Source organism: Enterococcus sp. XAF26B05_ASV22 (assembly GCF_056727285.1).
The window spans coordinates 751,148-763,421 of the sequence record NZ_CM161538.1; the positions used below are offsets into that span (position 1 = coordinate 751,148).

The 12,274-nt window shown below is 37.2% G+C and carries 13 protein-coding genes and 1 pseudogene; all 14 read left to right on the forward strand.

The window, feature by feature from the left end; all coding sequences use genetic code 11:
- Positions 1-51: 51 nt before the first annotated feature.
- Entirely contained in the window at positions 52-942 is an 891-nt protein-coding gene (locus AC1PU0_RS03765; RefSeq protein ID WP_069653309.1) for an NAD(P)-dependent oxidoreductase, read from the forward strand.
- 99 nt (positions 943-1,041) lie between these two features.
- Positions 1,042-1,272: a YkuJ family protein gene (locus tag AC1PU0_RS03770; protein WP_010760442.1), complete on the forward strand. Its 231-nt coding sequence runs from the start codon at positions 1,042-1,044 to the stop codon at positions 1,270-1,272.
- A gap of 385 nt (positions 1,273-1,657) precedes the next feature.
- Positions 1,658-2,097: pseudogene (fabT, locus tag AC1PU0_RS03775) on the forward strand (fatty acid biosynthesis transcriptional regulator FabT).
- Positions 2,098-2,111: 14 nt separating this feature from the next.
- Complete coding sequence (locus AC1PU0_RS03780; RefSeq protein WP_069653311.1) at positions 2,112-3,071, forward strand: beta-ketoacyl-ACP synthase III; 960 nt, start codon at positions 2,112-2,114, stop codon at positions 3,069-3,071.
- 49 nt (positions 3,072-3,120) lie between these two features.
- On the forward strand, positions 3,121-3,345 hold the full coding sequence (locus AC1PU0_RS03785) for an acyl carrier protein (RefSeq protein WP_010760445.1): 225 nt from the start codon (positions 3,121-3,123) through the stop codon (positions 3,343-3,345).
- Between the two features lie 187 nt (positions 3,346-3,532).
- Positions 3,533-4,489: an enoyl-[acyl-carrier-protein] reductase FabK gene (fabK, locus tag AC1PU0_RS03790; protein WP_479998739.1), complete on the forward strand. Its 957-nt coding sequence runs from the start codon at positions 3,533-3,535 to the stop codon at positions 4,487-4,489.
- A gap of 584 nt (positions 4,490-5,073) precedes the next feature.
- On the forward strand, positions 5,074-6,003 hold the full coding sequence (gene fabD, locus AC1PU0_RS03795; RefSeq protein WP_206849388.1) for an ACP S-malonyltransferase: 930 nt from the start codon (positions 5,074-5,076) through the stop codon (positions 6,001-6,003).
- Between the two features lie 3 nt (positions 6,004-6,006).
- Positions 6,007-6,744: a 3-oxoacyl-[acyl-carrier-protein] reductase gene (fabG, locus tag AC1PU0_RS03800; protein ID WP_206849387.1), complete on the forward strand. Its 738-nt coding sequence runs from the start codon at positions 6,007-6,009 to the stop codon at positions 6,742-6,744.
- A 26-nt stretch (positions 6,745-6,770) separates the two neighbouring features.
- On the forward strand, positions 6,771-8,006 hold the full coding sequence (fabF, locus tag AC1PU0_RS03805) for a beta-ketoacyl-ACP synthase II (protein WP_069653315.1): 1,236 nt from the start codon (positions 6,771-6,773) through the stop codon (positions 8,004-8,006).
- 1 nt (position 8,007) lies between these two features.
- Positions 8,008-8,502, forward strand: coding sequence for an acetyl-CoA carboxylase biotin carboxyl carrier protein (gene accB, locus AC1PU0_RS03810; RefSeq protein WP_430598118.1), 495 nt, complete (start codon positions 8,008-8,010; stop codon positions 8,500-8,502).
- Between the two features lie 49 nt (positions 8,503-8,551).
- Complete coding sequence (fabZ, locus tag AC1PU0_RS03815; protein WP_069653317.1) at positions 8,552-8,971, forward strand: 3-hydroxyacyl-ACP dehydratase FabZ; 420 nt, start codon at positions 8,552-8,554, stop codon at positions 8,969-8,971.
- 7 nt (positions 8,972-8,978) lie between these two features.
- Positions 8,979-10,349: an acetyl-CoA carboxylase biotin carboxylase subunit gene (locus AC1PU0_RS03820; RefSeq protein WP_206849385.1), complete on the forward strand. Its 1,371-nt coding sequence runs from the start codon at positions 8,979-8,981 to the stop codon at positions 10,347-10,349.
- Between the two features lie 14 nt (positions 10,350-10,363).
- Positions 10,364-11,230: an acetyl-CoA carboxylase, carboxyltransferase subunit beta gene (accD, locus tag AC1PU0_RS03825; RefSeq protein WP_479998740.1), complete on the forward strand. Its 867-nt coding sequence runs from the start codon at positions 10,364-10,366 to the stop codon at positions 11,228-11,230.
- Positions 11,231-11,232: 2 nt separating this feature from the next.
- Complete coding sequence (locus tag AC1PU0_RS03830; protein ID WP_479998741.1) at positions 11,233-12,018, forward strand: acetyl-CoA carboxylase carboxyl transferase subunit alpha; 786 nt, start codon at positions 11,233-11,235, stop codon at positions 12,016-12,018.
- Positions 12,019-12,274: the final 256 nt, after the last annotated feature.

Consider the following 12,274-nt stretch of genomic DNA (forward strand, 5'->3'; position numbering starts at 1 on the left):
CTTTTGTCTTACACCCGTTTTTTTATTAAAATTATTAGGGGGATTAAGACTATGTCACAAATTGGATTCATTGGAACAGGGGTTATGGGAGCTTCGATCGTTAGAAACATGATAAAACAAGGTTTGAATGTAAATGTCTATAATCGGACCAAAAGTAAAACAGATGAATTAATAAAAGAAGGTGCTGTTTGGCAGGAAACGCCTGCCGCTATTACAGAGGCTAGTGATATTATATTCACTATGGTCGGATTTCCAAAAGATGTCGAGACAATCTATTTTAATGAAAATGGTATTTTTTCAAAAGATATTACAGATAAGATAATTGTTGATTTAACTACAAGTACACCGACATTGGCTGAAAAGATAGCGGTAAAGGCAAATGAATTAGGCGGAATAGCATTAGATGCTCCTGTATCTGGGGGCGATTTAGGAGCTAAAAATGGGACACTGACAATCATGGTAGGTGGGGATCAGGCCGCATATGAGAAAGTGTTACCGATTTTTAAAACCTTCGGGAAAACTTTTACATTACAAGGTGAGTCAGGAAAAGGTCAACATACTAAAATGGCAAACCAAATCATGATTGCTGGAACAATGACTGGGATGACTGAAATGATGGTTTATGCAAATAAAGCAGGATTAGACTTGGATAAGGTCATTGAGACCCTATCTGGTGGAAGTGCGGCAAATTGGTCATTAAGTAACTATAGTCCGAGAATATTAAAAGAGAACTATTCTCCAGGATTTTTTGTCAAACATTTTATAAAAGATTTAAAGATTGCCTTAGATGAAGCTGAGAAAATGAATCTTGACTTACCAGCAACTAAATTAGCTACAGATTTGTACGAAAAGCTTGCTAATAAAGGATTTGAAAACGATGGAACACAAGCACTTATCAAGTTATGGTGGACAGATGGAAAGCAACCGATGACTAAAGATTAAAGAACAGCAAAAAAATTAAAAAAAATGACGAAAAATCATGCAAGAAAGACAATGTTTTGATACAATGGTACAGAACTAGTTTTTAAAGGGAGGCCCATTATGAAACATTCACAACTTGTGGCGATTATCAAGCGACTTGAAGCGATGACTGAAGCAACAGACAACGAAATTCAAGTTCGCCGTTTTGAACGCGAAGGTGCAGAAAAATGCATCGTAACTTACGATAAATCAACTGAAACATTTGAATTAACAGAAACTGACTCTCAACAAAGCTATCAATTTGATAATATTGATATTGTTGCGATGGAAATTTATGATTTAATTCAATAATTAGTGAATTTCTGTAAGTATTCAACAAAATTAATAACAATTATCAAAAATCCTGTGGCGTACATATAGTGTACGCCACAGGATTTTTTTATAATTGTAAAATTTTTCGTTAATCATTTGTTTGTACTACTATTAAAATAGAAAAAATTTGATAATCCAACTAATTTGATGAGTATACGATAAGGATCAACAACCCAATTTTTTTAACTAAAAAAAATAATAATTCGAATTCTCCTTATTTATCAAGGTAAAATAGCGTATTTTGTTCCTTTCTTGATTAAGAAAAATAAAATATTGATTTTTTTACTTGCAATCTTTTTTCTTTTGCGATATAGTTTGAACATCAAATGATTTGATAATCAAAGTATATGGATGGTGCGCACACATGGAACCTAATTTAGAAACAGTCAATGATTATCTTGTCAGTGTCTTTAACGATATTTTGACGATTGAAGAATCTGAATTAAAAAAATCACAATTCAATGATTTATCCATTACTGAAATGCACACAATTGAAGCAATTGGAATGTATAGAAAAAAACTTCTTCGGAAGTTGCTAAAGAATTGTCGATTACCGTTGGGACGTTGACCGTAGCAATCAATAATCTTGTAAAAAAAGGATATGTTGAACGCATACGAAGTGAAGATGATCGTCGAGTAGTAAAGTTAGGTTTGACAAAAAAAGGAAAACTACTTTTCCGTGTTCATCAGCACTTCCATAGAGAAATGGTCAAGAGAATTCTAAACGGAATGGGTAAAGCCGAAGAACAAGCTTTATTAAAAGCGTTGAAGAATCTTCATGATTTCTTAAAGGAATATAAATAAAAGTGAGGACCAAGATGAATCAACATGCAAAAATAACTTGTACGAGCCGTTATGTTCCTGAAAATGCAGTATCCAACGATCGCCTTGCTACAATGATGGATACTTCAGACGATTGGATTTCCAGTCGAACAGGCATACGTTCAAGAAACATTGTTACGAATGAAAATACTTCGGACTTATGTATCAAAGTAGCTGAAAAGTTATTAACAAAATCTGGAAAGAATGCTGAAGAGTTGGATTTTATCCTTGTGGCAACGATGACACCAGATTATGGTACACCTTCAGTTGCTTGTCTAGTTCAAGGAAGTATTTCAGCTAATCAAGCTTTTGCTTTTGATATCAGCGCTGCTTGTAGTGGTTTTGTCTATGCTTTGAGCATGGGTGAAAAATTGATTCGTACTGGAAAAAAACTTGGTATGGTCATCGGTGGGGAAACATTATCTAAGGTTCTAGATTGGGATGACCGAAGTACGGCTGTATTGTTTGGTGATGGAGCAGCTGGCGTACTATTGGAAGCAAGTGATGAAGAACATTTTTTAAATGAAAAACTCCAAGCTGATGGACAAAGAGCAACGTCATTGACTTCTGGCTATATGGAAAACAAGAGTCCGTTTTATTCGGGCACATCTGAAAGCTCTAGTTATCTACAAATGACTGGAAGAGATATTTATGATTTTTCATTGAATGATGTGACAAACAATATTCGGGAAATCGTAGCTGAAGATGTAGATTATTTGTTGCTACACCAAGCAAACAAACGAATCATCGAAAAAATATCAAAAAAACTTAAAGTACCAAGAGATAAATTTCTCACAAATATGGAACATAATGGTAACACCTCTGCTGCGAGCATTCCGCTATTATTGGATGAATCAGTAGAAAAAGGAGTACTTGAATTAGGCTCCAATCAAAAAATTGTGTTAACAGGCTACGGCGGCGGTTTAACGTGGGGATCGATTCTCTTAACGCTGTAAAACTGTAACTATATAAACTAAAAAAGAAAATTATTGGAGGAATATACACATGGTATTCGAAAAAATTCAAGCAATTATTGTAGAAGAATTAGGTAAAGAGCCTGAGGAAGTAAAATTAACAACTAACATTCAAGAAGAATTAGATGCGGATAGCTTAGATTTATTCCAAATCATCAATGAAATCGAAGATGCTTTCGACATAAAAATCGAATCTGAAGACGGCATCACGACTGTTCAAGATTTAGTAACTTATGTAGAAAAACAAAAAGCATAATAATCAAAGCGATTAGGTAAAATAAAAAAGTTGGAAGAGCCTGGCTCTGTGCGATTCTCAACAATTGCTGAAGAGCCTGGTTTTTTTCATGCCGCTCGTTGGAATTAGAAAGGCTGGTACTAAACTTACAGAGTTTTGTTCCAGTCCTTTTTTGACTAATTATTCTATAGTTTGAAGGATGTAATATATGCAATCAAAGATAGGTGAACTGATCGGAATTGAATACCCCATTTTTCAAGGTGGCATGGCTTGGATTGCAGATGCTTCATTAGCTGGAGCAGTTTCTGAAGCTGGTGGACTGGGGATTATTGCAGGTGGTAATGCACCTAAAGAAGTCGTTCAAACTGAAATCAAAAAAATCAAAGAAATCACAGATAAACCTTTTGGTGTCAACATTATGCTGCTTTCACCATTTGCACAGGATATCGTAGATTTAGTTTGTGAAGAGAATGTTCCGGTCGTGACGACAGGAGCGGGAAATCCTAGCAAATATATGGCTCGTTTTAAAGAACATAACATTAAAGTGATTCCAGTGGTTCCTTCTGTTGCACTAGGTGCTAGAATGGAAAAAATAGGAGCAGATGCGGTCATTGTTGAAGGCATGGAAGCTGGAGGACATATCGGTAAATTGACAACAATGAGTATTGTACCGCAAGTTGTAGATGCATTAACAATTCCTGTGATTGCTGCGGGTGGCATCGGTGATGGTCGTGGTATGGCAGCTGTATTGATGTTAGGAGCAGATGCGGTCCAAGTTGGCACACGATTTTTAGTTGCAAAAGAATGTACTGTACATGAAAATTATAAAGCCAGAATTATTAAAGCGACAGACATTGATACGACAGTTACTTGTCAACATTTTGGACATCCAGTAAGGGCAATCAAAAATAAGTTGACCAATGAATATGATCGATTAGAGAAAATCGAATTAAAAAAGGCTAATCCAGATCTTGTGCAATTTGATGAATTAGGGCAAGGGGCTTTGCGAAAAGCAGTTGTAGAGGGCGATGTAGATCATGGCTCGATCATGGCAGGACAAATCGCAGGTCTTGTAACAAAAGAAGAAACAGCAAAAGAAATTATTGAATCCTATATTAGTGAGACAAAAGAAGTCATGGCTGCTGAATGTAGTCGATGGTTGTAGCACAGAATCTTTTGTCAATAAACGATAAATATATCTAAGTTTGTGGAACACAACGATTCTACATCGATCTTATCAATTACTAAGAGCTAAAACTTTAAGAATTGAAGATCTTTCAGAAAAAGACAAAACTTAAGTGTGATAAAGTGCATCACATTTAAGTTTTCCTATTTTTCATTGATGCTAAGTGAACCCACTCAGCTTTTAATTTATCTAGCTTTATGATCCAGTCTCTCCGAAAAAAGATGAAATATGCATGTGACAAGGAACGTCACAAACACATTTCCCTATTTTTCAGTCGAGACTAAACGGCTCGTTCAGCTTTTAATCTATCTAGCTTCACGAGCTAGTTCTTAGGGAAGAAGATAAAAATCGAATGTGATAAAGAACATCACAGTCAATTTTTCCTATTTTTCAGTCAGAGCTAAACTAGCTCGTTCAGCTTTTAATCTATCTAGCTTCACGAGCTAGTTCTTAGGGAAAAAGATAAAAATCGAATGTGATAAAGAACATCACAGTCAAATTTTCCTATTTTCCAGTCAGAACTAAACGAGCTCGTTCAGCTTTTAAAGTAAGGGAGTAACGTAATGAAAACAGCTTTTGTATTTAGTGGACAAGGCGCTCAGTATATTGGGATGGGCAAAGAATTATTTGATCAAGAAAATATTATTCAAGAAACATTTCAAGAAGCTAGTGATGCTCTAGGTTACGATATGGCAGAGCTTTGCTTTACTGAAAATGATCGATTAAACGAGACGATGTACACACAACCAGCGATTTTAACAGTTAGTATTGCCTTTTATCGTTTGTTGCAAGCTAAAGGGTATCAGCCTGATGTTGTGGCAGGTCTTAGCTTAGGTGAATACAGTGCGCTAGTTGCAAGTGGAGCGATTACCTTTAAAGAAGCTGTTCAACTTGTTGAAAAAAGAGGAAAGCTTATGACGGAGGCTGCCCCTTCTGGTACTGGGAAAATGGTTGCGGTGATGAATGCTGAACGATCCTTAATCGAAGCGTGTTGTCAAAAGGCAAGTGACCTTGGAATCGTTTCGCCCGCAAATTATAATACACCTCAACAAATTGTAATTGGCGGTGAGACACCTGCAGTTGATAAGGCGGTAGACTTGTTAACAGAAGCTGGTGTTAAACGGATGATTCCGCTAAAAGTTAGTGGTCCTTTTCATACAGCCCTCTTAAAGCCGGCAGCTGAAAAATTAGCGATTGAACTAGAAAATATAAATTTTGCAGAAATGACGATTCCTGTGATTAGCAACACTACAGCACAAGTAATGGCGCAAGCAGAAATAAAAGTATTATTAGAAAAGCAAGTAATGTCTGCTGTTCGTTTTGCTGATAGTATCGAAACGATAGAAAAAATGAATGTTGATGCAATTATAGAAGTTGGACCAGGTAAAACACTGACTGGTTTTATTAAGAAGATTGACAAAGAAATAAAAACGGCTCGTGTCGAAGATGAAAAAACATTATCTGAAACTGAAGCTCTTTTAAATGGGAGGTAGCGAATGGAACTCAAAGGAAAAAATGTGTTTGTTACAGGAAGTACTCGAGGAATAGGGAAAGCTGTAGCTTTAGCATTTGCTAAAGAAGGGGCCAATATTGTACTGAATGGGCGTGGAGAAATCAGCGCTGAACTAATTACTGAAATAGAATCGTTTGGTGTTAAATGTATCGGTATTTCTGGAGATATCGCAAGTTTCGAATCTGCGGGTAAAATGATCCAAGGTACAATCGAAGGCTTAGGTTCAATCGATATTTTAGTTAATAATGCCGGGATTACGAACGATAAATTATTGTTGAGAATGTCAGAAGAAGATTTTACACGTTGTATCCAAATCAATTTAACTGGAACATTCAACATGACACAACATGCAATTAAAAAAATGATGAAACAACGTAGTGGCAGTATCATTAACATGTCTAGTGTTGTTGGTTTGATGGGAAATATTGGTCAAGCAAATTATGCGGCAAGTAAAGCTGGAGTCATCGGATTAACAAAATCTGTAGCGAGAGAAGTTGCTGCACGAGGAATTACATGTAATGCGATTGCACCTGGTTTTATTGAAACTGAAATGACAGAAATTTTATCTGATAAAGTAAAAGAACAAATGAGCCAGCAAATTCCACTTCAATCGTTTGGTCAAGTGGAGGATGTGGCTAAAACGGCTATCTTTTTAGCAAGAAGTCCATATATTACAGGGCAGGTTTTAAATGTAGATGGTGGTTTAGTCATGAATGGCTAATGAATAATCTTGAAAGGAGCGGTTGAATGAATCGCGTAGTGATTACAGGTTATGGTGTAGCATCCCCAATAGGGAATGACGCAGAAACCTTTTTAGAAAGTTTACAAGTAGGAAAAAATGGAATTGGTCCGATTACTAAATTTGATGCGGGTGAAACAGGCATTACATTAGCGGCAGAGGTAAAAGATTTTCCTTTTGATAAGTATTTTGCAAAAAAAGATGCTAAACGAATGGACATGTTTTCTCTATTTGGTATTTATGCAGCATTAGAAGCGATGGAAATGAGTAAATTAGATACGGATCAAATTGATGTAGACCGTTTTGGTGTCATGGTAGGTTCAGGTATTGGTGGACTTCAAACGATTCAAGATCAAGTAACTCGAATGCGTGAAAAAGGACCTAAGCGAGTAGCGCCTTTATTTATCCCGATGGCAATTGGAAATATGGCGGCTGGTAATATCGCTCTACGTGTGGGAGCAAGAGGTACCTGTACGGCAACGGTCACAGCTTGTGCTACGGCGAATAATTCGATCGGTGAAGCGTTTAGAAATATTAAACACGGTTATTCAGATGTACTATTAGCAGGTGGAACCGAAGCTTCTATCACTGAAATCGGGATTGCAGGTTTTGCTTCATTAACAGCAGTTACTTCTGAGGAAGACCCGAAGAGAGGGTCGATTCCTTTTGACAAAGACCGTAGTGGTTTTGTGATGGGGGAAGGTGCTGGAATTTTAGTGCTGGAATCTTTAGAACACGCTCAAAAAAGAGGGGCTAAAATTTTAGGAGAAATCGTTGGATATGGTTCGAACTGTGACGCTTATCATATGACATCACCAAGACCTGATGGGAGTGGCGCTGCTAAAGCGATGAAATTAGCGATTGAAGAAGCCGCTATTGACACTGATAAAATTGGTTATATTAATGCCCATGGCACAAGTACACCATCCAATGATGTTGCAGAAACGAAAGCCATTCAAACTGCTCTAGGCGAAACTGCTCAAAAGGTCCGTGTCAGTAGTACAAAGAGTATGACGGGGCACGCTTTGGGCGCAACTGGGGGTATTGAAGCAATTGCAACATTAAATGCATTACAACATCAATTTATTCCACCAACAATCAATGTTGATCAACTTGATGAAGCAATTGAAATAAATATTGTTACAAATGAAAGTCAAAAACATGAATTTGATTATGCTTTAACAAATTCTTTCGGCTTTGGTGGTCACAATGCAGTACTTTGTTTAAAACGTTGGGAGGATTAAAATGAATATCAATGAAGTGAAAGAATTATTAACGCAGTTTGACCAATCAACACTAACGGAATTTGATCTTAAAGAAGGTTCCTTTGGTCTTTATATGAATAAAAATAAAGTGACGCAAAAATCATCTTCTGATGAAACAAAACAAGCAACTAACAATAATGCAACGAATCAAGAGACAACAGAAGTTGCGAGCCAAACAATTGAAGTAAAAGAAACGGTTAATGAAACAGTAATGGCAGAAGTAAAACCAGAAAATTCAGAAGAAATCATATCTCCAATCGTGGGCGTTGTGTATTTAAAACCAGCTCCGGATAAAGAAAACTTCAAACAAGTTGGTGATTCTGTGAAAAAAGGGGACGTCGTTTGTATTGTAGAAGCGATGAAACTGATGAATGAAATCACTGCAACGGTAGACGGTGTCATCACGGAAGTTTTGATAAAAAATGAAGATGTTGTGGAATTTAATCAACCATTATTCCGTGTCGCTATTTCTTAAATTCAAATTTGATGTAGAAAGACAACCAAAACAAATAAGGAGTGTCGCTATGAATATTGAAGAGATCAAAGCCATTATTCCTCATCGTTATCCTTTCTTATTATTGGATACTGTGGAAGAAATCGTAGTTGGGGAAAAAGTTATTGCAAAGAAAAATGTTACGATCAATGAACCATTTTTTCAAGGACATTTTCCAGGTGAGCCTGTTATGCCAGGTGTTCTGATTCTTGAAGCATTGGCGCAAGCGGGCGCTGTGGCGTTATTGTCGATGCCTGATTTTAAAGGCAAGACAGCCTATTTTGGTGGGATCGATAAAGCCAAGTTTAGACAAAAAGTTGTTCCAGGTGATACGTTGCTGTTAGAAGTAGAAATTATGAAAGTAAAATCAATAGCCGGCATCGGCAAAGGAACTGCGACTGTGAATGGGAAAAAAGTAGCGGAAGCAGAATTGACCTTTATGATTGGATAGGTGAGCTATGTTTTCAAAAGTTTTAATTGCAAATAGAGGAGAAATAGCAGTTCGAATCATTCGAGCATGTCGTGAATTAGGGGTACAAACTGTTGCGGTATACTCAGAAGCAGATAAAGAAGCGTTACACACACAGCTTGCAGATGAAGCGATTTGTATCGGACCAGTGAAAGCGGCTGATTCATATTTAAATGTACAGAGTGTGCTAAGTGCAGCAATCGTTACTAATGCTGAAGCAATCCATCCCGGTTTTGGTTTTTTATCAGAAAACAGCCAGTTTGCAGCAATGTGTGAAGAGTGTAATATTACTTTTATTGGTCCGAAGGCAGCAACAATTGATGCGATGGGGAATAAAATCAACGCACGTGAATTGATGCAAGAAGCGAATGTTCCGGTTATCCCTGGAAGTACTGGTGTGATTAGTTCTGTTGAAGAAGCGTTGACGATTGCTGATAATATTGGATATCCAGTTATGTTAAAGGCTGCTGCTGGTGGCGGTGGTAAAGGAATTCGCAAAGTGATGAGTAAAGAAGAATTACCTCAACATTTCACTTCAGCACAGCAAGAAGCAAAAGCGGCATTTGGTAATGATGATATGTATTTAGAAAAGATTATCTATCCAGCACGTCATATCGAAGTGCAAATTTTAGGTGACCAATATGGTCATGTGATTCATTTAGGAGAACGTGATTGTTCGTTACAACGGAATAATCAAAAAGTTTTAGAGGAGTCACCTTCGATTGCAATCTCACCTGAAAAACGTCAGTTACTTGGTGAAACAGCAGTACGTGCAGCGAAAGCAGTCCACTATGAGAACGCAGGAACCATTGAATTTTTAATGGATCAATCGGGTGAATTTTACTTTATGGAAATGAATACTCGAATTCAGGTGGAACATCCTGTTACAGAAATGGTTACGGGGATCGATCTTGTTAAAGCACAGTTAAAAGTTGCATCTGGTGAAGAATTACCTTATACACAAGAAGATATTAAAATCACAGGGCATGCAATTGAATGTCGAATCAATGCTGAAAATCCTGCGTTTAATTTTGCTCCTTCTCCTGGAAAAATCAACAATTTGTTGCTTCCAAGCGGCGGAATGGGATTAAGAGTGGATAGTGCTATGTATTCTGGTTATACGATTCCACCCTTTTATGATTCGATGATCGCTAAAGTAATCGTTCATGGAAATGATCGAATGGATGCGTTGATGAAAATGCAGCGGGCGCTTAATGAAATCGTAACGGATGGTATCATCACAAATTCGGAATTTCAACTAGATTTAATTACACATAAAAGTGTATTGGCTGGCGATTATGATACGAGCTTTTTACAAGAAACGTTTTTACCAAATTGGGAACCAGAAAGCGATAATTAAAAAGGAGCAGGTGTATGGCTTTATTTAAAAAGAAAAACTACATTCGAATCAATCCGAATCGCGCGGGCGACCAATCTTCTGTAAAAAAACCTGCAGTTCCAGATAATATGTGGGCGAAGTGTCCTTGTTGTAAACGCACCTTATATACAAAAGACATGGGGGCAGAAAAAGTCTGTCCTTATTGCGGTTATAGCTTTAGGATTGGTGCTTGGGAGCGTCTAGCATTGACGGTAGATGAGAAAAGTTTTGAAGAATGGGATACAGATTTGATTACGAAAGATCCATTAGACTTTCCTGATTATTTAGATAAAATTACTAAGATGCAGGAAAAAACAGAATTACATGAAGCTGTTTTAACTGGAAAAGCCAAAATCGACGGGCAAGAAATTGGTATTGGTGTAATGGATGCTAATTTTATTATGGGTAGTATGGGCACTGTTGTAGGTGAAAAAATTACTCGATTGTTTGAACGAGCAACAGAACAACAGTTACCAGTGATTATTTTTACCGCCTCAGGTGGAGCTAGAATGCAAGAAGGTATTTTTTCTTTAATGCAAATGGCGAAAATTTCTGGTGCGTTGAAACGTCACAGCAACGCTGGATTACTTTATGTTACTGTGTTGACTGATCCAACAACAGGTGGTGTTACTGCTAGTTTCGCTATGGATGGCGATGTTGTAATAGCCGAACCGCAAAGTTTGATTGGTTTTGCTGGGCGTCGCGTGATCGAGCAAACGATCCGTCAAGAGCTGCCAGATGATTTTCAAAAAGCAGAGTTCTTATTAGATCATGGTTTTGTTGATAAAATTGTTCCTAGAAATCAGTTGCAAGAAACACTTAGTAAATTAATAAAGATTCACACGATGAAAGGGTGGAAATAGCGATGGAAAAAACAGCCAATGATGTTGTCACCTTAGCTCGAGCACAGGATCGGTATACTACTTTAGAATATATTGCAGCAATTTTTGATGATTTTATGGAATTTCATGGTGATCGATACTTTGGTGATGACCTGGCAATTGTTGGTGGCATTGCAACATTGGAAGAAAAACCAGTAACGGTTGTTGGCATTCAAAAAGGGCGTAATTTACCAGAGAATATCGAACGAAATTTTGGTGCTCCTCATCCAGAAGGGTATCGTAAAGCTTTAAGGTTAATGAAACAAGCAGAAAAATTTGGACGTCCAGTGGTAACATTTATCAATACAGCAGGAGCGTATTGTGGTATTGAGGCAGAAGAACGTGGTGAAGGTGAGGCAATTGCAAGAAATTTGATCGAGATGTCTGATTTGAGCGTTCCAATTATTGCAATTATTATTGGTGAAGGCGGAAGCGGCGGTGCATTAGCACTTGCAGTAGGTGACGAAGTTTGGATGCTAGAGCACACGATTTATGCTGTCCTTTCACCTGAAGGATTTGCATCGATTTTATGGAAAGACGGCAGTCGCGCTAAAGAAGCAGCAGAACTAATGAAAATTACAGCGACAGAATTAAAAGAATTAACGATTATTGATCGAGTGATTCCAGAAGAAATGAATGGCGAAGTCTTAGAACAATCGAAAATCAATCGGATGATCCAAAAAGCACTTATTAGTAAGTTCTCTGAGCTATCTAAATTAGAAACAAATGTGCTGTTAGAAAATCGTTACCAACGTTTCCGTAAATATTAATCAAGGATAAAAAAGAGAGTGGAATGAAGTACGGTAGGTACTGTATAATAACAACTCGTACTCCGTGAACTTCTAATGTAATAAGAGGGAATTCAACAAAATGGTGGGATTGTTTCTTTGCTTTTGAGGGATTCCAGTCAATTTCAGTTTGTTTTTGAAGCCATCAAATTTTAGTACTTAGAATTCGATGTGATCGAAGTGTAACAAAGCTGTCGCTTCTCTTTTCACTTTATATAAGATAGGGACATGACTCTAA

Coding starts and splice junctions, on each gene's coding strand:
- AC1PU0_RS03765 (WP_069653309.1), top strand. CDS start 52: ATGTCACAAATTGGATTCATTGGAACAGGGGTTATGGGAGCTTCGATC.
- AC1PU0_RS03770 (WP_010760442.1), top strand. CDS start 1,042: ATGAAACATTCACAACTTGTGGCGATTATCAAGCGACTTGAAGCGATG.
- AC1PU0_RS03780 (WP_069653311.1), top strand. CDS start 2,112: ATGAATCAACATGCAAAAATAACTTGTACGAGCCGTTATGTTCCTGAA.
- AC1PU0_RS03785 (WP_010760445.1), top strand. CDS start 3,121: ATGGTATTCGAAAAAATTCAAGCAATTATTGTAGAAGAATTAGGTAAA.
- fabK (WP_479998739.1), top strand. CDS start 3,533: ATGCAATCAAAGATAGGTGAACTGATCGGAATTGAATACCCCATTTTT.
- fabD (WP_206849388.1), top strand. CDS start 5,074: ATGAAAACAGCTTTTGTATTTAGTGGACAAGGCGCTCAGTATATTGGG.
- fabG (WP_206849387.1), top strand. CDS start 6,007: ATGGAACTCAAAGGAAAAAATGTGTTTGTTACAGGAAGTACTCGAGGA.
- fabF (WP_069653315.1), top strand. CDS start 6,771: ATGAATCGCGTAGTGATTACAGGTTATGGTGTAGCATCCCCAATAGGG.
- accB (WP_430598118.1), top strand. CDS start 8,008: ATGAATATCAATGAAGTGAAAGAATTATTAACGCAGTTTGACCAATCA.
- fabZ (WP_069653317.1), top strand. CDS start 8,552: ATGAATATTGAAGAGATCAAAGCCATTATTCCTCATCGTTATCCTTTC.
- AC1PU0_RS03820 (WP_206849385.1), top strand. CDS start 8,979: ATGTTTTCAAAAGTTTTAATTGCAAATAGAGGAGAAATAGCAGTTCGA.
- accD (WP_479998740.1), top strand. CDS start 10,364: ATGGCTTTATTTAAAAAGAAAAACTACATTCGAATCAATCCGAATCGC.
- AC1PU0_RS03830 (WP_479998741.1), top strand. CDS start 11,233: ATGGAAAAAACAGCCAATGATGTTGTCACCTTAGCTCGAGCACAGGAT.